This is a genomic window from Butyrivibrio sp. WCE2006 (genome assembly GCF_000701985.1).
Lineage (GTDB): Bacteria > Bacillota > Clostridia > Lachnospirales > Lachnospiraceae > Butyrivibrio.
Genome location: NZ_JNKH01000008.1, coordinates 129,513 through 153,398, shown reverse-complemented (window position 1 = coordinate 153,398; position 23,886 = coordinate 129,513). Strand labels below are relative to the sequence as shown.

Below are 23,886 nucleotides of genomic sequence, written 5' to 3'. Positions count from 1 at the left end.
TAATGAGTTTTAGAAAATCACACCGCAGACGAAAACAAACATTTCAGTACGGATGCCTGAGAGGCTGGGCGTCAAAAAGGCTGTCACACTAAATTAGTGCGACAGCCCCATCTGTCGTAATATTGCAAAGGTTAATAAAAAGATTATTAAAAAATCCCTTTTTTAGCTCTATTGGTTTCGTCTGCACGTTGAATTGTATAGAAGGTTATTCAATATGCAGAGAGACGTATTAGTACCAAAGAATTGCCTTCATATGATATTTATCTTCACCAGCATAACAAACATAATATGTTCCGTTAGATAATACTTCAGATTCGCATCCATAAGTGCCATATTTATTTGAATATGATTGTGTGACATTTATATGATTTTTATTGGAATCTAGCAATTCCCATCCTGTTGTGTAATCGAAATAAGAATCAGTGATTTTTGTGTTATCAGACAAATAATGGCGATTTGACTCACCATTAGAATAAAAGTATTCTTTTGTTACCAAATCCTGTGAAATAATCCGTATTTTCTGCGATTTGGTCAACTCTATTTTATACCAACGCTTTTTATTGTCTATAAGTATCTCCGATTTCTTCTTTTGAAGTCTTTTTGCCTTGTCTATACTGGTATTTTTGCCACTCTTGTATTTAACTATTTTGAATTTGATAGATACTGGAAATTTACCCGTAGCCTTTAAGTAATAGGTTCCCTTTGGTAAAGCTATACTCCTGGAATCAGTGCTATCAATGGAACCATATATTCCTTCTATTAAAGGTCCCTCTACAATCTTTCCTTTTTTGACTTTGTAAATATTGCAATCATAATTGAATCCGTAAAAATTCACATAGCAATTTTTTGGCACTGATAATTTGTATAAATAGTGCGTCTCTGTTATAACATTAGAGCTTTTAGATTTCGTCACACCTTTCATATGTGTGTATGCACCCTCTTTGAGTTTGCCTACTATCTTATATTTGGTTCTATGTGTTTCGCCAAACGCTTTTGTAGTGATTGGCAAAAATATAAAACCTATTACAATAGAAGTTAATATGATAAATAATAAATGACGCAATGATTTATTCATAATATTTCTCCTGTATAGAAAATAAAAAAGTAAGGGATCATAGTGCGACAGCCCCGTTCTCATTTTCTATGCATAAAAAGCGGTTTTACAGATAAACGAGAAAATTTCATATCTCTGCTATCAAGAACATAGCCTCTATAATCAAAACAATTGTAGCTTGCCTTATGTGTTATAGAGTTGCTCGCATTACCAATGATAAGCAAATACTCTTCATCTCCATAATGGAAAGCTTTCACTTTATTCATGCAATCTGCAACAAATGATAGTTTTTCCAGATCATTTTCATTTCTTATATCATGATGGTTGTAACAAATGATCACCTTCAGTGGACATTTTATATGAATAAGTTTAATTACTTCATCTGTCCAATCACAAACATCATTTTCATGCTCAATAGCCACTTCTAAATCCCATAAATGTGGATTTAATCCTGCGTCACTGGCATCATCAACGATATCCTTGTAATTACTTTTCCACCCCACCGTGTCTATTCGATAATATTCATGTTGTACCGTTAATCCTGAAGGATCATTTTCAATGATATTATGAATAACATATTTGTTTACTAATTCGGTAAACGCTTTGAAATCTCTATAAATCTCAAAATATGTTTGGCCTGTTTTTTCAAATACATTACTTTCCTTCATTGCACTTACAAATTGAAAATAAAAATGTATAGCATCCATAATTTACCTATATTTAACCAAAAGATTTATATTAGCGCTTTCAAATTCATTAAACACATCATCAGAAAATTCTGATTTAGAATACAATGGTTTATACCAGCTCTTTGATTCAAAGTATGCTTTCAATTCCGGATCAGAATATGCTCGTCCTCTTCTTGCATATATTTCATTTATTGCATATCTTATTTCTTCACTTGATAGTCCTTTTACTTCATCATCAGTTAAAAATCTTTGATCAGAATCAGCAAAAATAAATTCAGATTCTATGTTATTGTCAGCATCCACTTCTATTGGATTAGCAGTTGCTATATTTACAGTATCAGCTTCAACAGCATTTTGAGCAGTATACCTTTCTGAATTATCATGGTTAATTTTTTTCAAATCTTTCACAATTATGCAAACAGCAATTATTCCAGCAATAATTATTCCAAGGCATACAATTGCTTTAATACGTTCTTTTTTTGTTCCTGTAACAATGTAAATGAACTGATTAATAATCCATATTACAAAGTTAATTATAGCTCTAAAAGCATTAGCTATTGCTGATATGCAAAACATAAATATATATACTGGAATACAAAGAAATATAAATCCTAATAGTCTTCCGATAAAATCACCAATTGAATACGCAACAAAATCGCTTATCGAAAATCTTTGGACAAATACTGTATGTTTTCCTATTTTGTGAGTTTTTCTGATATATCTGTAAACCATATAAATCTCTCCAATTTGCTATCCCTATGAAATCAACAGAAGAATTATAAAAGACTATTAAGATAAAATACTTATATATCTTTTCAAGATACATCACTTAAGAATTCTAAAATCAAATCACCTTGTAATTATTCTATCCTATATTTATTAACTTCATATAAAATAAATGGTAAATATTTATGGGATAGTGCTATGCCAATGTGATTATAGGCTACCAAGACAAACATTTTTATAAATTTGTACAAACAGAGTATGTATTATGACCATCTTCACCATTTTATGACAAACAAAAAGCGCCTTTGATAAAGCTCACAGTAGGGTGCAATTCCCTACGGGTACATCAAATGCGCTTAATGCCGGTGCGGTTGATCAATCCGCTCCTCTTAACTTCAATTTATCAGAGGAGGCCTAGGAATGTCAACACACGAATGTAGTATCTGGAGCTTATGATTTACCACAAAATCATTTTTAAGTGCCTATTTTGATTATAATACGCACCCTGTTTCCTTGTATTGATAATAGATCTGTAATGCAATTGTATAAGTGCGTAATTTGATAGGCAGAAAGTACGTTTATTATGTGTTCACAAAAACAGATGTTTTCGTGAACAATTTGGGATAGACCTGTGTTATACTAATATCATAGAATCCAATGTATGCGTTTTTCAGTGTTTTCAGAGCATTGAACCTCATTCTGAGGATCTGAAAAGCGCATTTGTTTTGGATAAATTTGTTCATTTTATTGAATCAACCTTTTATTGAACACTGAAAGGAATATATTATGTCAAAAATCTATGGCTATGCTCGCTGCTCTACCAATGAATCTAAACAGGATATTAGTAGACAGAAAAGAGAGCTTAAAAAGCTGGGAGTTAAAGAGGATAAAAATATATTTTGGGAATATGAATCTGGCACAAAGCTTGACAGAGCAGAGTTTCAGAAACTACTAGATGTTATATCCCAGGGCGATACCATTATTTCTACAGAAGTCTCTCGTCTCACCAGATCCACAAAGCACCTATGTGATATTATGCAGCTTGTTCAGGATAAAAAAATAAAACTCGTTATTGGAAGTTTTGTCATAGATTGCAGAATGGATGAGATAGATCCCATGACAAAAGGTATGCTTATGATGTGGGGTGTCTTTTCTGAAATGGAAAGGGACATTATTTCACAACGAGTAAAGTCTGGACTTGATAATGCCAAGGCAAAAGGTAAAAAGATAGGCAGACCAGTGGTTGATGCCACTAATCTGCCTGATAAGTTTTTAAAACACTACCCTCAGTATAAGTCTGGACTCATAACTGTAACTGAATTTGCTAATATGTTAAAATGCTCCAGAACCACAATTTACAAGTATATTACGCTTTTTCAAAATGCCTGAAACATCATTCTTCGTAATCGATAATAAAATACGGGCTCATACTATGCATGGAGGCTCTCGTGAGTATAGTTCCAGATGAAGCAACAGTACATTTTGACATTACATTTTTATCTGCTTTTTCAAATTTAATGACATTAAACCACGTTTTTATTCTTCCCTTCTCATGATGATAATATGATGGTACTTTTTCGAGGTCTGGCATTTCTTTACTAATGCTTTTCACATGCGCCCAGTATCTATTTGATGTTCCACTTTGTATTAATAATATTTTGGGGTCATCATTATTTAAAATTTCATTAATGATTTTGCCCGACAGAGTATTTCCAAATTTACCATACCAAACCTCATCATATTTAGAAATCACAAGTTCATGTGCTTTTATAGTACCGCATTCAGGAGCAATATTGTCACTAAATCTCAATGCTACTGTTCTCATTTGTTTAGCCTTTCACATTGTGGCGCTAATGCCTTTATTTTTTCAATGATTCGCTTCTGTTCATCCATTGGTGGTAATGGAAGCAAAAATTTCTCAAAGCTGTTGGCTGATAAATTAGGTTGTGCCGTGCCATTATCATAAAGTCTTATTTGTGAATAAAATAATGGAGCATCTAAATAAAGCATGAAGTATTCTGCTAATACATCATCATTCACAAATGGGCGGCATATAACTAACGAAGATGCTATTGCACCTTTTTCAAATGGGTATCTTCCATGCTTTCCTAATGACCCTCTTATACATACCACAATATCATCTTTGACAAGCTTACCACTCCCCAATTTATCATATTGTTCATCGGAAAGGCATAATAAATTTGCGTCTTGTTTTACAGTCTTGCCATCTAGATTTAGTGCACTTATAAATGGAATACCTTCCTTTTTCAATGTGGATTTTGCAGGATAGTTTTTTCCTCTATCGCCATTTATAATTGAGCAAATCTCTGCAACTCTTACCCATTTCCAATTTTCAGGTAGTTCAAAAGGTAGTTCATCCTCAGTTATTTGTGGTAATGGCTTCTCTTTTTTTATCTGCCCTTTCTGCAACAGCATCTGTTTTCCTGACTGTATCTGATTGTATAATTCTTCAGCCGTACCCTCTTCGGATCTCTGCTCCACTAATTTGCCTTGAATAGCATATTGCAGAATTGATTTCTTCATTTCTTCAGGAAATCTCGCATTAAAATGTTCAAGTTTTTCATATGCTACAGCATAGCGATCTATATATGGGAATACCTCATTAATCTTAGTGATAATTCTCTGTTGTTCCATCAACGGAGGTAATGGCACTAGATAATTCTTCAGTTCATCAAAAGGCGGTATATTCTTTATCGCAGAACCTTTGCTGCTCTTTCTCGCTGTTTCCTTTAATACTACATCAAAGAATAGCAGGAAATATTCCTTATAAACAGAAGGCATTAGCTCCATACGCATTAAGGCCTGATTTATAATACCCTGCTCTATGTTTTCTGGTAATATATATGTCTCACCAATGGTTCCTGCACAGCTTACAATAACATCACCAGGATGAACTTCAAAGCCAGACATTTTTTCCTCAAAGTATTGTCTAGTGATATAATAATCGCCCAATGTCGCATCTTTTTGGATTGCATTTTTTTGCTCATATACTTTGACTGTATTATCGCCTTTTGTTACAAACATACTCTTTGTAAGAGCACTTCCAAAAGGACCTTTTTTATAAACACCAAAGTCATTAAACCTTACCCACTTCCAACTATCAGGAATATCATAAGGAATCTCTTTATCATTTATATCAGCCAACGGCTTTTCTTTTTTAATTTTTCCTTCCTTTATCAGCGCTTGCTTTTCTTGTTTCATCTGTTGATATAGTTCTTCAGCGGTTCCTTCTTCAGGTCTCTGTTCCACAAGCTTACCCTGAATAGCATATTGAAGAATGCTTGTTTTTAATTGTTCAGGAGTCATTCTGTAACACCTCCTGGAAGTAATGCCTCAAGCTCAGCTAGAACCTTATCTATTTCAGCATTAAGACTGGCACGTTTTTCTTGATAATTTTTTATAGTCTCCATAGGAGAAAGAACCTCTTCTTCCTCATGAGGATATCCGCAGAGATCAAGATTGCATTCCTGATCATTTAAGAGGAAATCTGCTGTAAACTTCTGTGCTTTTGGTCCATCTTCAAGTATGATTTCTTTTCTGTCATTCCACCATGTAATACAATCGTCAAAATGCTTAAGCTCCATGGGCTTTGTCTTTGAGAAATGTTTTCTGTCAGTAGGCATATCTACTCTGTAGAACCAAGTCTCTTTTGTTGAACCTGTGTTATCAAAGAAAAGCAAATTGGTTGATATTGATGTATAAGGACTAAATACTGATCCTGGGAGTCTTACTACAGTATGAAGATTAAATTCAGTAAGTAGCTTTGTCTTTATTGCTACCTTTGCATTATCAAGACCAAACAAGAATCCATCCGGAATGATTACAGCTGCTCTTCCGTTCTTCTTCAGGCGGTACATGATAACAGACATAAAAAGATCTGCCGTTTCTGAAGAAGCAAGATCATCAGGGAAGAATCCCTGAATGGATTTATCCTCATGTCCACCATATGGAGGATTCATAAGGATTACATCAAATTTATCATCATCTGTATAATCCAGAAGATTACGTCTCAGTGAATTGTCATGATAGATGTTTGGTACTTCTATATCATGCAAAAGCATATTGGTAACACAGAGAAGGTATGGAAAAGGCTTCTTTTCGATACCATAAATACTGTCATCAAACAGTTTCTGTGCTTCTGTGTCTGTTACCTGCTTCTGGAGCTGACCAAGCCATGATGTGATAAAACCGCCTGTTCCACAGGCAAAGTCAGCCATCTTTTCTCCGAGCTTTGGCTGTATCATAAGAGCCATAAAATCTGTTACAGCTCTGGGCGTATAGAATTCACCAGAGGAGCCTGCAGACTGAAGATCCCTAAGGATTTCTTCGTAAACAAAGCCAAAATCATGGCTTTCTTTTACATCATCAAATTCTATCTCATTGATAACGTCAATGACCTGGCGAAGATATACTCCGTCCTTCATATAGTTGTTCGCATCTTCAAATGTGGACTTTACAATAGCTTTCTTTACCGGAGTTGAAGGATCCACGGAAAGATTTTTGAGTGTAGGAAAAAGCTTGTTGTTTACAAAATCAAGAAGCTCGTCTCCTGTCATTGCATGACCATTCTCGTCAGCAACAGCCCAATTCCTCCATCTGCACTCTTCTGGAATAATTGATGTATAGTTATCCTCATTAAGTTCCCAGTCATCTTCTTTTGCATCATATACTTTGAGAAAGAGCATCCATACCATCTGCTCAATTCTCTGCGCATCACCATTGATACCGGCATCCATGCGCATGATGTCTCTTACTCTTTTAATAAATCCTGATTGTAATGCCATTTTAGTCTTCTTTCTCCTTAACTCTATATATATCTACTGGCTTTCCTTCGATGTTTTTCCATTCAGTCCAACCATCTACAGATGCAAACATAACAACATCCCCGACTAAACTTGGTGCACACTCTCCAAAATCATAGTCTTCTAATAGCTGACCATCCTTATCTAATGCCATATTGGCTCTTATTATTTTTGCCTTTTTGGAAACTCCCGCACTTTCAACCATGCCCAGTTTACTACCTTTTTTTAGCATCCAAGAGCCGTTTTTTATCTCAGCTGTAGCACTAATAGTCCTATTATTCTCTATTTTTTTCTTTCGTTTCAATGTGTATATGCCATTAGGAATCAGCTTACTTTGGCTATTATTAGCAGCTTCCTCAAATACTTCATCCTTCTTTTCAGCAATTGGATAAATCATATTGCCATCAAAAGAAGAAAGCAGCTGAATAACAATATTAACATCAATGGCAAACAATTCAGTATCTGCTAATCTGCTTTTCTCAAAGATCGTATGTAAAAGGGATTCTTTTTCATCATAATCTTCAACTTCTATTGCAAAGCTCCTTTTGAGTGCAGTTACATTCCTGTATCCATTGTGCTCTAAATTATACATACGCTGTTCAAATTGCTCTGATCCGGTTTTGCCAATTTTGACGAGTCCGGGAACTGCTGTTGTCATAACATATATTATTCCCTTTGCCATATGCTTACATCTCCATTGCGTAAAGGCTATCTTCGAGTTCCTTTATTGCAAGTTCATATTTTTCTTTGCCGCCAAAAAGTTTTACAATCTTTGCAGGTTTTCCATAATCTGCAAAGTCTGCCAGTGAAAGAACCTTTATATCTTCTACTTCTGTTATGCCCTGGTTCATATATTTATCCAGAAGGATTTCAAGAACAGCCCTCGCTTCTCCTGAGTATTTACTAAAGAAATCTTTCTTTTTTACATTATTGGCACGGTCCTTCCGTGTTAATGGCTTCTTTCCATATACGATGTAGCATATAAAATCAAAATCATCCACATCATCCATATTCTGTTCTGCCTTTAAAGCCTTAAGATCTATGCCCATATCAGCAAACGATTTTTCTATTATTTCCTTTTTATCTGACTCTTTCCATTTTCTGATGAAATCTGATAAGGAAGCATATTCACCTTTAACATTTTTTCTTGTGTAATCAATAATATCTTCCTGTCTCAGAAGTTTACCATTAGCATCATAAACTGAAACGGTCTTTATTGTTGTATAAACGCGACATCCGTCTTTTCCAATAATTGGTACCCCCATGCTTTCCGTTGGATCTATCGTCCCTGGTCCGTAAGGTGGTTTTGGAGGATTGATATGCCCACCTCCATGATGGAACTTGTCGTCCTGCTCTATGGGGCCATCCCAGTCAGGATCTGCGAATAGTCTCGTGATGTTCCTAAAGTCCATCACAGCGAAATGTGTTTTACCGTCTTTTTCACGTATTCTCGTACCACGTCCAATGATCTGCTTGAATGTGGTCATACTCTCTAGCCACTTATCGAGCACAATGAGCTTTGTCATCTTACAATCTGCACCCGTAGACAATAGTTCTGATGTTGTAGCTATAACCGGGTACAGGGATGATACAGAAATAAAATAATCAAGCTTACTCTTTCCATAATCATCCGATCCTGTAATACGCACAACATAATCCGGATTTTTCTCGACCATATCCGAATTTAGGTTTACAAGTGCAATCCTCATTCTCTCTGCAGCATCTTCTGTGGCACAGAATACGATGGTCTTCTGCATTCTGTCAGTTGCCTTTAGGTACTCTGTTATCTCGTAGGCAACTTCATTTATTCTATCCTCCAGAATAACACCGTTCGGGTAATCATAATCACGGTTGTTATAGATCCTATCCTCTATTTCATTACCATTTATATCCAGCTGACCTTTATACGGTCTCCAACCATCACCAATATTAAGCGTGATGTTGAATACCTTAAATGGTGCAAGGAATCCATCTTCTATACCCTGCTTAAGACTGTATGTATAAACCGGTTCCTTAAAATAATCAATGTTTGATACTGTTGCGCTCTCCTTCGGAGTTGCTGTCATTCCTATCTGAGTAGCGACATTAAAGTATTCTAGTACTTTACGCCAGTTACTGTCTTCTTTAGCTGAACCGCGATGGCACTCGTCAACTATAATAAGGTCAAAGTATCCAGCTGGTATCTGCCTGAAATGTTCCTCATCATTTTGTCCTACCATTTGATGGTAAAGAGCAAAGTTAACCTCATGGGAAGCTATATTTTTCAGACATTCCTTATCAGAAAAATCCACCTTATATATTGTCTTTTCAAGTGGAGCAAAATCCTGAAGAATACTCTGATCTACAAGTATATTCCTGTCAGCCAGGTACAAAATCCTTTTCTTCATTCCTGATCTTAGAAGTCTGTAAACAATCTGAAACGCTGTATATGTCTTACCGGTACCAGTTGCCATTACAAGAAGAAGTCTCTGCTGTCCTCTCGCTATTGCTTCCACAGTTCGGTTAACAGCATTTCTCTGATAATATCTTGGAGGATATGTATTCTGTGATGAATAATAGGGCTGGTTTACTATCTTTTTTTCTTCATCTGATAGCCCCACACCCTCATTAGATTCTGCATAATATCTTGAATATAGTTCTTCCTGTGTAGGAAACTCATCAATAGATATCTGCCTTTCCTTACCTGTAAGAAAGTCATGCTCATAAAATGCATCACCATTAGATGAATATGCAAATGGAAGATCCATCATCTGTGCATATGTCATCGCCTGCTGAAGACCAAATGAAACTGAATGGTTATTGTCCTTTGCTTCAACTATCGCAATTGGCTTGCTATCATTGAGGTAAAGCATATAGTCAGCATACTTAGGCTTATTTCGGGCAACCATGTTACCCTTTATATTAATCTGACCATCAGTTATTTTTGTTTCCATCGTTATATGGTCATTCCAGTTTTTCTGAATCGCAGGTGTAATAAAATTAAGCTTGATATCCTCTTCAGACATTTGTTTTTTATCAAGGATTGTCATAAAAATGCCCACTCTTCCATAAAATTAGCTTCAAATATGGTTTCATTTTAATAATACCATATTTTTTTACCGTTCTCTTCCATATCTATCTAGACTTGCCTCATCTTTACATAAGGGACTTTACCCCTATATACGACAATTTTGTCTATATCAGATACTCTTTTCGCACAATATAATTATCTAAAATATCCTTATGGAGGTCTCCTATGCTTGCAATATCAGAATTTGATATTTTGAATGAGGATTACGATGACGAATTGTTAGAACGAATCAAAGCTGATTTTGGAAAAGAAGAACTTGAAGGTGGTATGTATTACGAAGTTGTATTACAAGATAATAGATTTTCTTGCGCTTATACAGACAAAGAAATGAGAAGTATAATTTCTACATGTATAAAAATAATAAAAGAGCTGATCAACATCCATGATTCTGGTTATTCCCGAGAGCAATTTGATCAAACACACGAAGAAAACAACGATGAAGAAAACCCTCTAAAGCCAATATATTCTGTATATCTAGAAATACAAACACCAGCTTTGCGCAAATTAATTGATGAAATGGCTTGCTATACTCGGACAGATGGGGCTTTTTTTATGCTTATTGCTGCTCCGTGTTTGATCAGTACAATTTATAGCGTATTTGACGTAATGCTGAATGATTATGATGATGAAGACATATGGTTCTCATGCTTATATTTCTTAATTCGTGGCGCCATGAAAATGCACTCACAATCTCTCTCTTCAAAAGATGTGTAGTAAAAAATCCCTGACATACTCGCTTTAGCTCATCTGTCAGGGATATATTTGATTACATCAGGAATATCGCAATCTATTTTATTGCAGATATCATTTATTGTCTTTAACGTAACACTTTCATTTTTTCTCAACGCATCTAATGTACCGGTACTAAAGCCATAGTCTTTGATTAAGCTATATTGTGAAATATTCTTTTCCTTAATAGTCTCCCAAAAGGGTTCAAATGTGATCACGCCATATCTCCTCTAATAATTAGCTTAGTATGGCATTTTTTAATTTGCTATTGCCGAAAATTCGGCTATACTCTTTAAATGGCGACATTATTGTCGCTACAAATAACTTTTTATCGGTATTACAATTATTTACGGAGGAAAATACTATGGAAAATCAGATAAAAGAATTGCGAAAACGCCGCGGAATATCGCAACAAAAATGTGCTGATGATCTTGGTATATCTATGCGTACTCTTCAAAGATACGAAAAAGGTGAAACAGAAAATCTAACCTTTTTTGTGAAACTCGCTGACTATTTAAATGTTAACTTAGAGGTATTGTTGCATGCCTCTAATGGAGGGGAAAAGAATGAGCAGACAGAATGAACTGTTTGGAAAGAAGTGCCGCGATAAGCTTACAGGTTTTGAAGGAATCTGTTTTGAACGTATTACATGGCTCTATGGCTGTGATAAATATTCCTTACGCCAAATCAAGGAAGATGGACAAGAATATAAGGCCATTCCAAGAACATTTAGCCCTAATTCTTTAATTACTCTTGAAACTGTAATAGAGGTAGATCCCAACCGAGATGAACAGGGAAAGCAGGAAGAGTTTTTTGGAAAACTATGCCGCGATAAGGTTACGGGGTTTGAAGGAATCTGTACAGGCAGGATGACTTCATTATTCGATTCAGACTCCTATTGTTTAGAACCAAAAGCAAAGAAAAAAAGCATCCATCGAAATTGTGAATGGTTTGATGAAGGTAGAATAGAAATCATAGGCTACGGTATTTCTCCTGAGGAAGTACAATCCGAACGTCCTGGCGGTATGGACTCATATCCAAACCATTTTGCTGAGTATTCTGTACTCAAATAAAAGTTTTTATATAAGAGAGGCAATTGCCTCTCTTTTTTCAAAAAGGGAGGGGACATGAAATACGGCTATATTCGTGTCAGCTCAAAAAGCCAAAAAAATGATGGCAATAGTCTGGAGGCACAGTTAGAGGCAGTAAGAAAAGCTGGCGCTGAAAAAGTTTGCGTTGAAACATTTACCGGAACGAAAATTGATAGGCCTGAACTATCCAAGCTAATAGATTCTATAAATCAAGGAGATATGATAATTGTTACTAAAATGGATCGTTTTGCACGAACCGTAGCTCAGGCTACAGAAACTATAACTAATCTGATTAGTAAAGGGGTTGCAGTTTATGTTCTCAATCTTGGAGTCCTAGATAACTCATCCATGAGTGTCCTAGTAAGGAATTTACTTCTTTCATTTGCCCAATTTGAACGGGATCTAATAATAGAACGAACCCAGGAGGGCCGTGCCATAGCTCGTCTTAAGCCCAACTACAAAGAAGGACGTCCCAAAAAATATAATCCCCAACAAATAAAACTAGCCCTAGAACTGTTAGAGAATCATTCATACAATCAAGTTTCTCTCATGACCGGTATCAGTATAAGCACTCTTACGAGAGCAAAAAGGGAAAAAAAAGCTTCATCTACTGATGACTCCAATAACAAAATCATCTGTCTATAATTTGTAATATATAAGAAGGATCAACATATGAATGATTGGAGATATACAATATTTAAAATCATGATATTTGTGACGCTCATAATTTCAACAATATTGTTTCATTTATGGATTCTATCTAGCAATCTCCCCGATATATGGAAATGGTACTTACTAAAATAAAATAATAACATATCATAATTCAGAAATGAGGTAAAAATGAAAGATAATCATAACAAAGTACAGCTTTTAAAAAATCTGGCGGCTGTTTGGGAAGAATACCCAAATTTTAGATTTGGACAACTCATTTTAGGAATTGTTCCAGATAGAACTACTCTTCTTCATCTTAATGATAAAGATTTCCTTTTATGCCTTCAGTCTTTTAATAAACAATTAAATGTCTTACGCTGCGATATTCCATTTCTAAATTCCTTTAAAGGCAACAATATCACTCAAAATATACCATTAAAAAAGCATAATTATTCAATGCTTATGGAAACCATCCCGACAAATATGATCAAAAAAGGTCACATGGCTCCCCCATCAATAAATAAATATAGTTTATATAACCAAGTTTTTCAAAACTCCCAAAAAAACATATATGCTCTATTAGATGTGAATCCAATTGTTATTGATGAGAATTATAAAATCGTGGATGGGTACTGTAGTTATTTGATTGCTCAGGAAAACAATATCAAAAATGTTGTCTGCATAATTCAATATCACAATGAAAAGCTTATAAAGACCGTTGCTGCGCGGCATCTAAAGACTAGATTCTTAACTGGAACAAAGAACTATTACTGGAGGTCAAATAAAGTCCCTGTTTGTCCGGGTATGATTTGTTATGCAAACACAGCGTATGGCAAAGCGTTAGTTGAAATATCTAGTATAAGAATGCTACCGCAAAAGGATGCAACAATGTTTAAAAAGCTATCCGCAAAACAATTTTAATAGTCTCTTAAAAAACCGTATAGAGATAATCATTGATAGGTTGATTGTTCCAAAGAAATGAAGGAACATTTCATCCTGGTAGAAGCAAGGAAAAATATTATGAGCAGAGTTTTAGTAATTCCAGATGTACACTTAAAACCTTGGATTTTTGATCAGGCTGAAAGAATAACTAGGGATAGTTACGACGTTATTATCGTTCTTGGAGACTTGGTAGATGATTGGGGAAAGGGTAATGATATTGGAGCTTATAAGGACACCCTTGAGAGAGCTGCAGAATTTGGAAAAGAGCATACGCAATCTCTTTGGTGCTATGGCAATCATGATGTGTCCTATCTCTGGGATGCAATGGAATCAGGTTATTCAGTATAGGCCAGGATAACAGTTATTGAAGGTATTACAAAGCTCGAGCGGATTCTTGATGATAGATATAGATTTGTGCATAGAATCGATAATATACTGTTCAGTCATGCAGGACTTACTGAGACGTTTGTACTTCATTCCTGTGGATATCATGTGAAGGAAATAGAGGATATCCTGGCTAAGATAAATCGTATGGGAAAGCAGGAATTATGGAGAAATAGTTCGCCCATATGGGCAAGACCTCAATCGGATTTTTCAGAATGTTCAGAGATGATCTCTTTTATCAGGTTGTTGGGCATACGCCTGTTGAAAAACCTCTTGATGCTTGTGGGGTGCTTTCACTTGATCTTTTTTCAACGTACTCAAACGGAGAACCATATGGGAATCAGAAACTGTACATTGTAGATACAATAACGAGAAAGTTTGAGGAAGCCCAAGGATAATTGCCTGACAGAACTAGAACCAGACGAATTCAATGACGACATAATAGAAAATTGTAAAGATTAGAGACGGGAGCATGATAAAAAATGATAAGAGAATACGTTGAGGACTATGTAAAGTTTTTTCCGGATAGATGGAGTTGGGATTTAAAGAGTTCACCAGAACAACATAAAATATACATATGCACTAGAGCCAGAAGATGTAAGGGGGATTATTATGAAAATTGTGATCTTCTTCCAGATTTTTATTCTATAGAACGTGATGCGGGACAGTTTGGTCTAGAACATGTGGAGTGGACAGATTTTTTTGGCCTTACATGGATTGGAAAAAAGGGCATTTTCGCATACGTTGGAGCTCCTAATTATAAAGGCAATTTGTATTATTATGATGATAATGTCGAATGCGATGAAGACGGCTTTTGTGTGTCGTATGACTATGATGCATATGATAATCAACCACCGGAAGATACATATACAAGAATACGGATACGTAGCATTTATCATTGGGTTGACACAGCAAACGTTGTGAATATCAGCTACAAATATTTGGTTAATAACCACTTATTTAAAGATACTTACATTGAGCTCGTGTATGAAGATGGGGATAAACTAACAGTCTATTCTGAATACGAAGAATTAATCAGAGGGCTAATGAAGCATGGGAAGGAAAATCTTGTAAAGAAAGTTTTTGATTCCATGAATGAGCACTTTATTAAACTACGTGACTCAGATAGAGAAGATGAACGTAAGTTTTTTCCAGGTAAGACAGCAGAGGAAATGTTTCTGGACGAGATGACTGCGGATTAAACTACCTGTAAGCAAAAACCTATTTACAATAGAGAGTTACAACAGGCTACAACCAACGATAGAATGGGCTCTTAGACTGCTATCTTAGCAGTTCGAGAGCTTTATTTTGAAATTTCTTATTGGGCACTGATCCATGCATACCTAATATAGCAATCTATATTTTATAATAGGGACAATCGTCAAGTAATTCCCAGGCTTCACATCCTAGAGCTTTTGATATAAGCATAGCGTTCCAGAGAGTCATTTTATCAATCGAGCTTCTTTTTTGCTCATAAAGCTGCAAGGTAGGATAGCTGATTCCGGTAATTTCTGCGAGATCCTTTCTGGTCAATCCCTTTTGACTTCTCAATTTTTCCAACTGTATGGGATTTTTTACTTTAATCGGAACAACTTTATTGTGATTTTCTACTGGAGTAATGGTTGGTGCTTCATCCAGTATATCCTGTACATTGCATTTAAGAATATCAGATATGATAATTGCATGTTTAAGAGGCAGATTTTAATGCTGCTTCTCTTTACCGTCTTGGAAGAGGTACATAATTGGCGACGCGGAAATACGATAGCTGGACATTTTGCTCGCGATGAAATTTCTCTTCTTGACATAGATGATTTAGAAATTAGGAATAAGCTTATAGAAGTTATTGAATGGGAAGAACTTGATGAGGTCAAACTAGAAACATCATGAGCTACGATATTTATTTAAAAGAAAAAGCAACCGGACAAACTATAGGTTTACCGATAAATCATGTTATGGTAGGAGGAACATGTTATTCCGTATATGACGAGAAGACATGTAGATTTTCGATGGGGGCAACTGCTGAAGCACAGCTAAACATACCTGTAAAGGATCTTCGAGAATTTAAATCTCCCCCTTAATCTCTTCCTAGTCTCATCAGTCCTTCGTCAATCTTTATTAGTTCATCATGAATTTGGTTAAAACCTTCTGACAGAAGCCAAATTACATCTATAATATCATTTTTCTCAAAAAAACCTTCATCTATGTCGGCTACAAGGTATGACGAAATCATATTAAACACCCTTGCCCTGCATATAACAGTATTCACTTTCTGTTCAATGTCATCTATTTTATTCATTTATAGTCTCCTTTTTATTTTATCTATATATAGTTATAAGCTCATCCACATATGACTTAGCATTGTACTTTGGATTCTTTCTGCCATTCATCTGATACTCATCATGTAATACTATGTCAAGAATACAGTCAAACAAGCTCCCATAGTCAGTCTGATGATGGTACTCATCGAAGATGCTGTGCTTATGATATAACTCGTAAATAGTCCCTTTCACATATATCATCCAACAGTGGAGGGTATTTCGTGATAGCAGTTCTATCGTCTCAGATAACGACATGACCTCAAAATATCCCAAGCCTTGAATATCTTTTTCTGTAAACATTTTCCTCATTATTTTTTATTTAAACAGTATTTCCAATATGAATCTTTGCATTGAATCTCCGAAAATGGTTTTAGATTATTGCTGATGATTAAAAAAATTGGCATTTACTTTAGTTCTTATATTTTTAGTCATAACTTTTGTATTTTGGATACCCAATTTATGACCATATTTTTTGACCATACCAATGTATTCATATATCTCTACTATTGAATGCCATTCAATAATCATGAATTTTGACCATAAAAAGGGATATTTTAAGCAATGATAAAATTAATCAAGTTTTTTTGATGATATTTGCATTCTATGACAATACGGACAGCCTGTTCCACCACTTATCTTGTCAACCGATGTTCTCCATTCATGCCCGTTTTCACATTTCCAATACACCTTAATATTAGAGTGTGCCGTAACATCAGAAGGTCTTTTTCGGTTACGCTGATCATTCCACATATGCAATAATTCAGGATAAACGGTGAAAAAATCCGTTCTGCCACGATCAACCATCCAGCCACTACAAATAGGACAACCATTTTTGTTTTTACCAGTCCGTGAATATACTACTGCCTTCCATTCATGTCCCTTATCGCAAATCCACCAATATTCTTTATTAGAGTGAGAAAACACCTTATCTGGTGTGGTTTTATTTCTTTTATAGTTCCACTGTTCTGCAATTTCAGGAAAGTTTGACTGTAAATCAGTTTCCCCGGTACTTACCTTCCTATGGGCACACTTGCTACAGCCATTACCTCTTACTCTATCTTTGATACAAGCAATGTATTCATGCCCTTTGGGGCAGATCCAATATACTTTTTTATGTGATCCGCATGTATATTCATTAGGCAATCGTTTATTTTTATCAAAATCCCATTCCAATATAAGCTCAGGATAATTATGTTCCAAATCCGTCTCCCCTATGATCGGTTTCTTTCCTGCACAATATGGGCAGCCTTTGCCCCTACTCCTATCATTTATCATTGCTTTATATGCATGCCCTTTAGGACATAGCCAAACAACATTTTTATTTGAATGCAATGAAAACTGCGATGGCTTCAAATCCCCATTCATTGTAGGATGCCACTCTTTCGCTAATTTAGGGGCTTTCGTTACAAGATCAGTCTCACCAACTATAACTCGTTTTCCAGAGCAATATGGACATCCATATCCTCGAGTTGCCCTTTTTCTTACTTCTTCCTGCCATTTGTGACCTCTACAACATTTCCAATGGGCCTCTTTATGCGAATTGTTACTGAGGTCACATGGAGAAACACCTATATTGGCATCTACATCCCATTCACTTCTCAATTTTTCGTTACTATACCAATGCAAATTATCGGCTTCCTCTCCTTGTTTACCCAAATGCATCCAATCAATATGATAATTCCCAACAAAAGACACAGGTCTTTTTGATACTAAAAGTCTGTTAACTCATCCAAAAAATCCTTCTTATCATTTATGCCATTATCATCGCGTTCTTCTGAATTTTCAGTTCCTGCATAGTTACGCTGATATTCCTTTATCGCTTTCTCAATGTCAAACACGTCCTCCATCTCCAATTTAAGAGATTCATTATAACGCTTTAAGTCAAAACTACCATCTGTAATACCCATTTCTGCAAGCTTATTTCTTAACTGTTCTTCTGTATTATCCCTTATTATTTTGGATAATATTCTGTCCAAATATTTCTGCTTTGACTTAACTGCTTTTATACCCTTCTCAAGTTCTTCGAGCTTATCTTCGTAATCATTTTGTATTGCATTTAAATAATCTGTCTTTTTTCTCAGATAAGAATTTGTTTGTCTGTACTCAGCAACAATATCCCGTGCCTGTGCGATGCATGACCGTTGCTCCCTCTCAGACAGATCATAAAACTGATTAATATTAACTGAGCTCAGAAGAATGTTCCGGCTTTCTTTTTTTCTCGTATCGCGAGAAACGTTTAACTCTTCCATTCTCTGGGTACAAAGCTTTTTTTCCAGTTTGCCACTATTAGGATTCTTGATCGGTCTTGTAAAATTATAGTCATTTACATCTTCTAATCCAGCTATATTCTTACGAGCCCATTCCGCCAGCTCCGTAGCCTTTATCTTGGTTCTGCATATTTCCGAATATTGTATTACCGCATCTAGCAGGAGATCATCTGAGTATTTCGCTGTTCTAGCCATTTCTTTGCCTCCTCTTCCACATATACGTCCGTACTCTCTTTATATCTGGTACTACTTGTGTGTACCTTAAGAAACAATTCATCCATATCTATATCTTTGCCTTTAATTTTGCTCGTTGATTTCAAGACAGTCTGCATTTTCTTTATATTTTTAAGGTGTTCCTGTTTTCGGCTATCCATTTCATTTTGAATCTCAGAGTTGGAAGGATGATAATAACGACATCCAAAACATGAAAAATAATGTGCAGGCTGACAATCCTCAACACTTGTTTCATCTTTAAGCCGTTTTGGGCTTGAGCAATTATATTTGTCCTTTATTACAATTTCGCTGCTATATTGTCTTTCCTTTAAATAATCATTATTTATCTTGCTTTGCATTTGCATGATAGACGAATAATATAGAGTCTCACTGACATTGGTGAAATATCCCTCGCTGGTAGTTACATTCATATGATTTGCCAATTGTCTACATATGTCTGCTCCAGCATCTTGAAAATACAGGTTTGCCATAGCAATCGGTCTGCTGTCACCTGCTGTAACATATTCAAATTCAGATATCCCGCATACTGATCTGGCAAATTCATACTTGGGATTCCCTACTATTCTTTCATCAATAAACACCTTTAGCAGATTATTAAAACCGGACAATGACATCATATGATTTGAAAATACCTCTCCATAATCAAAGAGAAATCTTCTAGTATGGCTACTAGTCATTTCCTGATACATCTTTATGTTATTAAAAACCTGTTTTTTAATAATCCCGTCTAATGAATATGTAAAAAGCTCATAGTCCTTATCAACATCATAGTAAACTCGTTTATGCCCACCTTTTAGTTTTGTCCTTCTGACTCTCAGTATTACTCTGTCATCATCTATTTCCATACAATCAAACGGTGTAACCAGCATTTCAGTAGCCCGCAGTGGCAAAATAAAGGTGACATTAACCCAGAAATATATTGGAAAAAATCTGATAAAGTCATCATCTATTATTCCCGATGCAAACATCTCATTAACTTCGTTTTCAATAACCAAATAATTTATCAATGGTGACAGTTTCCTGGCTCCACTATTATGAACTCGTATTTTTCGTAAGTTCTTAGTCACTCTATCAATATCTTTTGCCGGAGTGTTTATAAATGCCAGGAAATCCTCAATCTTATAAAGTTCTGCTTGTGTTAATGAAATAGCTGATGCATTGCATTTACAGATAAAACTCTTAATAGCATTTACGATATCAGCAGCAATGGTTCGGAATATATATTCACCTGTACAGTAGCATGCATAACACTTTAACATTGCTTCCATCATTTCATATGATATTCCAAATTCTTTCCCCAGATTGTTCTGGTATTCCTTTGCACTAAAGGCAAAATTGATTTCAAAATTTTTCACACCTGAATAGCAGATCCATTTTTCATCTTCAAATCTCCCCTTAACAACACCCTTTTTATTCATTTCTTTGAAGAAATCCCTGCATTCCTTGATTACTTCTGGCCCATAGCAAAATTCCTTATAGATTATAATGTCTTCTGTCTCAATTACTCTTAGTGTATTTTCCATTGTATTCACCTATTGCAGTCTTTAATGCTTCTGCTTCTTCTGGCTTCATCTTATTTGCAAATTCCTTAAGGATTTCTTTATAAGCCGGAAGGATCACATCCTGTAGCACTTTATAATATTTTGGATGTCCAGTTTCTTCTGCTTTTCTGGAATATGTGTATATAACTTCTATAAGGCTCTTTATACCTGTTTCTGTAAATATGAGATACGGACATACGCTAGCTATACATGATTCATAAACAGGATTTTCACAGGCATTACCCAGCGCCCTTTTTTTACAGAAGACACCATTATCTTTTGCCTTCCCAAATCCCTGCGATATTTCAAACATTGCAGCAAGTATTTCTAATGCTTTGTGCTTATCTCCTTCTGCAAAACTCTTTTTAAGCTTGTCTTCAGCAATATAATCTGCCGCCATAATCTCCATTTCATATGCAGAGGCTTCACATTCTGCCAACAATCTTGTTTGTTCACTGGCAGATAGCTTATTAAATGTCTCTGGAAAGGCTGCTAAAAACTCTTTATATCTGATACTCCCAAAAACACCTCTGTCCATCATCATTGCCAGTACCACTTCGGCTGTTTCCCCGCTTAATCCATGGTCATATAAATATGTAGCTGTGGTATCTATGTCTGCGTGATTTCTTGCGAATGATGCGATGGTATATGCTGCCATGGTTCCAGCACCGTCTCTTCTAGCCCGTTCCTCCATACTCTGAAGATATGATTTGTTAAGACGACGAGAACTAATATTTACTCTACCCAGCTGCCTGTATATATCTTCGCCAAATATGTCCTTTATTCTTACATGATTAAGATATGTAGACATCCTTGCAGATTTCAGCTTGCCTTCATTATTTACAAGTTCATGATAATAAGAAATAAGTGCCATTCTTCCAAAAAAGACTTTCAGCTCCTTACCAATAGGTGCCAATAAATCGCTAGCCTTTCCTGTTTTATGTGCTTTGACAGATGCTAATTCTATGCTTTTCTCTATATATTTTCCTACCTCGAAATATTTAGACTCATCTATAGCATTATTTAAGATATTCTCTTTTATTGTGGCTAAATCTATCTCTAATTTCTGAATTTCATTTTCTCCAAGATATGGCCAGTTACTGCATATATCCTGAGCTCTCCATCCGCACACAAAATGCACACTGATAAATAGCCATGATTCAAAATATAATGTATTTTCTAAGCATTTACTTAAAACACAGTTTGCCTTTAAAGTCTCTTCGTTAAAAATGCTTTTGGCAATCGTCAAAAAAATCTTATATGGATATGCTCCTATATCTTTAGATGTATGATTTTCTTTCCTATTTACTGTGCCAAGACTCAGCCCTACCCTTTCTTTTGCATAGTCTATGAATTCTATGAACAGATCTTTACTTCCAACATATTTGAGAGAGTCTATCGAAGAAATAAGCATTTCGTTGGTAAAATGCTTCATATCTATTCTAATAGCTTCCTCTAAAAACTCCGTAACTAGTGGTGTATATGATGCTATAGTATTGGCATACTCTGAGAGTAATTCTTTTGTTTTATCATATTGGCATGACTCGATAAGTTTTCTACACTTTTCTTCTTCAGACATTCCATAAAACCTAAAGAAATACTCAGACTTTTTCTTTAGCTTATTAACATCCTCAATCCGGAAGTAATAACTGGCTTTAGGTTCACTTGGATATTCCATTTCATCAGGATATATTACAGACGTTCCAAGAAAGTCATGTTCTTCTAAAAAATCTATATATTTATTTCTGTCCTGTGAATATCTGCCGTCAAACCGCTTATGTTCGATTCCTTTTAAAAATGACTCTAAAGAAATATATTTGCTTCTTTCATCAATAATATGTTCAACATCATCTATCAGCAGTAATCCGTCCCTACATTCTACTTTGTCCAGTTCAATCCATTCTTCTAAAACTGCCCTTTTGACCTGAATCCTACGTGCAGCTCCCATTACTGACACACAATTCTTCTTTTTCCATTTATCCATATATATCTTTTACCAAACTTTCCTGAAAGCTATATGCGGTCTTCCTATAAGCCTCGATCAGATCGTAATTTAAATGAACATATTCTTCATATGCATTACTGCTTGGAGAATCTCCTCTCCACTTTACTACAAGCTCACGTCTCAGTTTTTTCTTTGTAATTAAATACATAGTGAACCAATGCCTGAACATATGAGCTCCAGGATATTCGCTTTCATATGCATCTATGAATGCATATGTCTCTCCCTCAAAATCTGTATTTTCACTTGTCTCTTTCAAGACGCTCATAAAATAACATACAAACAAATCCTTTATTCTTGCCAACAACGATGTTACTGACATCGGCCTTCTATGTTTATTATAAAAAACAGCGTTATCACCCTCTGTTGGCAGTCCCCATGCTTCTAATATGTTTTTATGAAACTCCAAAGCATTCTCAACCTCATCCAAAAAATCCGGGTATACATCCTGATCGCGAATCTTTTTTATTATTCCAGTAGAAGTTTTCCCCTTGCGAAACTTATCACTGTTACGCAATTCCAACGTTATCTTATTTGTAATGCCAAGCTGAGATGTCTTCCGGATATCGGAGAATGATAAATTTACCACCTCCCCTTCTCTCAGACCAGCATATGCCATGAGGCAAATAGCCAGGTATATCATTGGATCGTATTTCTTCGCCGTATATAACATCGCTTTTAGATGCCCATACATAATGGTACGCTTCCTATGTTTATTATCATTCCCCTTCGGTGGCTTTATATTTAGCGCTTTGTATCTGGAAACAACGTGTTTTCGTGATAACCTTGAATTCTTTTCTTTTACAATAATAATTTCTCTGATGTTCTCAGTGTTGTAACAAAACGGAAGTGTTTCTTTGTTATACCTATAATAGTTTTCAAGAAATACAAAAATATCCTTCCTGATTCTTCCCCACGAATCACTTTTTATGTCCTCTCCATATTTGTTCTTTCTTTTCATTAATAAATAATTTCGTATATCATTAATGGTAACCTCATGAAGTGAACATATACTGGTATCATTAAGTATGTAATTTAAGAACATCACTACTCTTGCCATAGCAATTTCATATGTTTTTTCACTCAGACTATCTGTGCAACTCAAATCCAGAACATATTTCTCCAACCCTGTAAATTCAACTATATCATTAGTAATTGCATCTTGAAGCACAATACAAAACCACTTTCTTGGCTTGTTCTGTTCATCCTGCAATAGTACAGCCTTGTATTTAAATTCATACCTTTTTCTATCAATCTTGTATTTACTTATCTCAACTATTTTTTCCATATTAGTATCCAACAAAAAAGACGTTATAATTTCTTACACACTCATTATAACGTCTATTTTAATATCTCTCAATTATA

The 23,886-nt window shown here is 35.3% G+C and carries 28 protein-coding genes; 11 read left to right on the top strand and 17 right to left on the bottom strand.

Annotation, left to right across the window (positions count from 1 at the left end):
• Positions 1 to 229: 229 nt before the first annotated feature.
• From T501_RS07950 to T501_RS20125, 3 genes are read right to left on the bottom strand one after another with little or no spacing between them, the layout of a single operon-like run.
• The gene (locus T501_RS07950; protein ID WP_044914176.1) at positions 230 to 1,075 is read right to left on the bottom strand and encodes a hypothetical protein; all 846 of its coding nucleotides are present in this window, start codon (positions 1,073 to 1,075) and stop codon (positions 230 to 232) included.
• Between the two features lie 59 nt (positions 1,076 to 1,134).
• Positions 1,135 to 1,722: a hypothetical protein gene (locus T501_RS07945; RefSeq protein WP_155994816.1), complete on the bottom strand. Its 588-nt coding sequence runs from the start codon at positions 1,720 to 1,722 to the stop codon at positions 1,135 to 1,137.
• A 42-nt stretch (positions 1,723 to 1,764) separates the two neighbouring features.
• The gene (locus T501_RS20125) at positions 1,765 to 2,475 is read right to left on the bottom strand and encodes a YARHG domain-containing protein (RefSeq protein ID WP_050008196.1); all 711 of its coding nucleotides are present in this window, start codon (positions 2,473 to 2,475) and stop codon (positions 1,765 to 1,767) included.
• 780 nt (positions 2,476 to 3,255) lie between these two features.
• Here T501_RS20125 and T501_RS07935 point away from each other — a divergent pair.
• Positions 3,256 to 3,858, top strand: coding sequence for a recombinase family protein (locus T501_RS07935; protein WP_044914174.1), 603 nt, complete (start codon positions 3,256 to 3,258; stop codon positions 3,856 to 3,858).
• A 4-nt stretch (positions 3,859 to 3,862) separates the two neighbouring features.
• Here T501_RS07935 and T501_RS07930 read toward each other — a convergent pair whose 3' ends face one another.
• From T501_RS07930 to hsdR, 5 genes are read right to left on the bottom strand one after another with little or no spacing between them, the layout of a single operon-like run.
• Positions 3,863 to 4,294 carry a hypothetical protein gene (locus T501_RS07930; RefSeq protein WP_044914173.1) on the bottom strand — a complete coding sequence of 144 codons (432 nt, stop codon included), beginning with the start codon at positions 4,292 to 4,294 and terminating at the stop codon, positions 3,863 to 3,865.
• Positions 4,291 to 5,796 carry a restriction endonuclease subunit S gene (locus T501_RS07925; protein WP_044914172.1) on the bottom strand — a complete coding sequence of 502 codons (1,506 nt, stop codon included), beginning with the start codon at positions 5,794 to 5,796 and terminating at the stop codon, positions 4,291 to 4,293. The genes T501_RS07930 and T501_RS07925 overlap by 4 nt, the downstream gene beginning before the upstream one ends.
• Positions 5,793 to 7,274, bottom strand: a complete 1,482-nt coding sequence (locus T501_RS07920; RefSeq protein ID WP_044914171.1) for a type I restriction-modification system subunit M — start codon at positions 7,272 to 7,274, stop codon at positions 5,793 to 5,795. The genes T501_RS07925 and T501_RS07920 overlap by 4 nt, the downstream gene beginning before the upstream one ends.
• Position 7,275: 1 nt before the next feature.
• Positions 7,276 to 7,974 (bottom strand): GIY-YIG nuclease family protein, encoded by a 699-nt coding sequence (locus tag T501_RS07915; protein ID WP_044914170.1) that lies wholly within the window; start codon positions 7,972 to 7,974, stop codon positions 7,276 to 7,278.
• 4 nt (positions 7,975 to 7,978) lie between these two features.
• Positions 7,979 to 10,321: an EcoAI/FtnUII family type I restriction enzme subunit R gene (hsdR, locus tag T501_RS07910; protein WP_044914169.1), complete on the bottom strand. Its 2,343-nt coding sequence runs from the start codon at positions 10,319 to 10,321 to the stop codon at positions 7,979 to 7,981.
• Between the two features lie 206 nt (positions 10,322 to 10,527).
• On the opposite strand from hsdR, the gene T501_RS07905 reads away from it, so the two are divergent.
• Complete coding sequence (locus T501_RS07905) at positions 10,528 to 11,076, top strand: hypothetical protein (RefSeq protein WP_044914168.1); 549 nt, start codon at positions 10,528 to 10,530, stop codon at positions 11,074 to 11,076.
• A 29-nt stretch (positions 11,077 to 11,105) separates the two neighbouring features.
• Here the strand turns inward: T501_RS07905 and T501_RS07900 are convergent, their stop codons facing one another.
• Positions 11,106 to 11,309: a helix-turn-helix domain-containing protein gene (locus tag T501_RS07900; RefSeq protein ID WP_044914167.1), complete on the bottom strand. Its 204-nt coding sequence runs from the start codon at positions 11,307 to 11,309 to the stop codon at positions 11,106 to 11,108.
• A gap of 146 nt (positions 11,310 to 11,455) precedes the next feature.
• Between T501_RS07900 and T501_RS07895 the strand changes: the two genes are divergently transcribed.
• From T501_RS07895 to T501_RS07865, 7 genes are all read left to right on the top strand, one after another.
• On the top strand, positions 11,456 to 11,674 hold the full coding sequence (locus T501_RS07895) for a helix-turn-helix domain-containing protein (RefSeq protein ID WP_044914166.1): 219 nt from the start codon (positions 11,456 to 11,458) through the stop codon (positions 11,672 to 11,674).
• A complete protein-coding gene (locus T501_RS21780; RefSeq protein WP_197027939.1) occupies positions 11,658 to 12,164 on the top strand; it encodes a hypothetical protein in 507 nt (168 codons plus the stop codon). Before T501_RS07895 ends, T501_RS21780 begins: the two co-directional genes overlap by 17 nt.
• A gap of 54 nt (positions 12,165 to 12,218) precedes the next feature.
• Positions 12,219 to 12,827, top strand: a complete 609-nt coding sequence (locus T501_RS07885) for a recombinase family protein (protein ID WP_044914165.1) — start codon at positions 12,219 to 12,221, stop codon at positions 12,825 to 12,827.
• A 195-nt stretch (positions 12,828 to 13,022) separates the two neighbouring features.
• Complete coding sequence (locus tag T501_RS07880) at positions 13,023 to 13,754, top strand: ParB N-terminal domain-containing protein (protein ID WP_044914164.1); 732 nt, start codon at positions 13,023 to 13,025, stop codon at positions 13,752 to 13,754.
• Between the two features lie 99 nt (positions 13,755 to 13,853).
• Positions 13,854 to 14,123, top strand: a complete 270-nt coding sequence (locus T501_RS07875) for a metallophosphoesterase (protein WP_197027938.1) — start codon at positions 13,854 to 13,856, stop codon at positions 14,121 to 14,123.
• A 221-nt stretch (positions 14,124 to 14,344) separates the two neighbouring features.
• Complete coding sequence (locus T501_RS07870; RefSeq protein WP_044914162.1) at positions 14,345 to 14,557, top strand: hypothetical protein; 213 nt, start codon at positions 14,345 to 14,347, stop codon at positions 14,555 to 14,557.
• Positions 14,558 to 14,641: 84 nt separating this feature from the next.
• The gene (locus T501_RS07865; RefSeq protein WP_044914161.1) at positions 14,642 to 15,361 is read left to right on the top strand and encodes a hypothetical protein; all 720 of its coding nucleotides are present in this window, start codon (positions 14,642 to 14,644) and stop codon (positions 15,359 to 15,361) included.
• 154 nt (positions 15,362 to 15,515) lie between these two features.
• On the opposite strand, the gene T501_RS22860 is transcribed toward T501_RS07865, so the two are convergent.
• Complete coding sequence (locus T501_RS22860) at positions 15,516 to 15,710, bottom strand: helix-turn-helix domain-containing protein (RefSeq protein WP_442856355.1); 195 nt, start codon at positions 15,708 to 15,710, stop codon at positions 15,516 to 15,518.
• Positions 15,711 to 15,884: 174 nt separating this feature from the next.
• Between T501_RS22860 and T501_RS07860 the strand changes: the two genes are divergently transcribed.
• Entirely contained in the window at positions 15,885 to 16,046 is a 162-nt protein-coding gene (locus T501_RS07860; protein WP_155994815.1) for a hypothetical protein, read from the top strand.
• A complete protein-coding gene (locus tag T501_RS22855; RefSeq protein ID WP_044914159.1) occupies positions 16,043 to 16,237 on the top strand; it encodes a hypothetical protein in 195 nt (64 codons plus the stop codon). Before T501_RS07860 ends, T501_RS22855 begins: the two co-directional genes overlap by 4 nt.
• Here the strand turns inward: T501_RS22855 and T501_RS07850 are convergent.
• The 7 genes from T501_RS07850 to T501_RS07820 all read right to left on the bottom strand — a co-directional run bounded on the left by T501_RS07850 (position 16,234) and on the right by T501_RS07820 (position 23,809).
• Positions 16,234 to 16,455 (bottom strand): hypothetical protein, encoded by a 222-nt coding sequence (locus T501_RS07850; RefSeq protein ID WP_044914157.1) that lies wholly within the window; start codon positions 16,453 to 16,455, stop codon positions 16,234 to 16,236. The two genes, T501_RS22855 and T501_RS07850, sit on opposite strands and share 4 nt — an antisense overlap.
• A 19-nt stretch (positions 16,456 to 16,474) precedes the next feature.
• On the bottom strand, positions 16,475 to 16,777 hold the full coding sequence (locus T501_RS07845; protein ID WP_044914155.1) for a hypothetical protein: 303 nt from the start codon (positions 16,775 to 16,777) through the stop codon (positions 16,475 to 16,477).
• Between the two features lie 270 nt (positions 16,778 to 17,047).
• A complete protein-coding gene (locus T501_RS07840; RefSeq protein ID WP_197027935.1) occupies positions 17,048 to 18,133 on the bottom strand; it encodes a zinc-ribbon domain-containing protein in 1,086 nt (361 codons plus the stop codon).
• Positions 18,134 to 18,186: 53 nt separating this feature from the next.
• Positions 18,187 to 18,939 (bottom strand): hypothetical protein, encoded by a 753-nt coding sequence (locus tag T501_RS07835; RefSeq protein WP_155994813.1) that lies wholly within the window; start codon positions 18,937 to 18,939, stop codon positions 18,187 to 18,189.
• The gene (locus T501_RS07830; protein WP_044914149.1) at positions 18,900 to 20,501 is read right to left on the bottom strand and encodes a hypothetical protein; all 1,602 of its coding nucleotides are present in this window, start codon (positions 20,499 to 20,501) and stop codon (positions 18,900 to 18,902) included. The genes T501_RS07835 and T501_RS07830 overlap by 40 nt, the downstream gene beginning before the upstream one ends.
• Positions 20,476 to 22,503: a hypothetical protein gene (locus T501_RS07825; RefSeq protein WP_044914147.1), complete on the bottom strand. Its 2,028-nt coding sequence runs from the start codon at positions 22,501 to 22,503 to the stop codon at positions 20,476 to 20,478. The genes T501_RS07830 and T501_RS07825 overlap by 26 nt, the downstream gene beginning before the upstream one ends.
• Positions 22,496 to 23,809 (bottom strand): site-specific integrase, encoded by a 1,314-nt coding sequence (locus tag T501_RS07820; protein WP_044914146.1) that lies wholly within the window; start codon positions 23,807 to 23,809, stop codon positions 22,496 to 22,498. Before T501_RS07820 ends, T501_RS07825 begins: the two co-directional genes overlap by 8 nt.
• Positions 23,810 to 23,886: the final 77 nt, after the last annotated feature.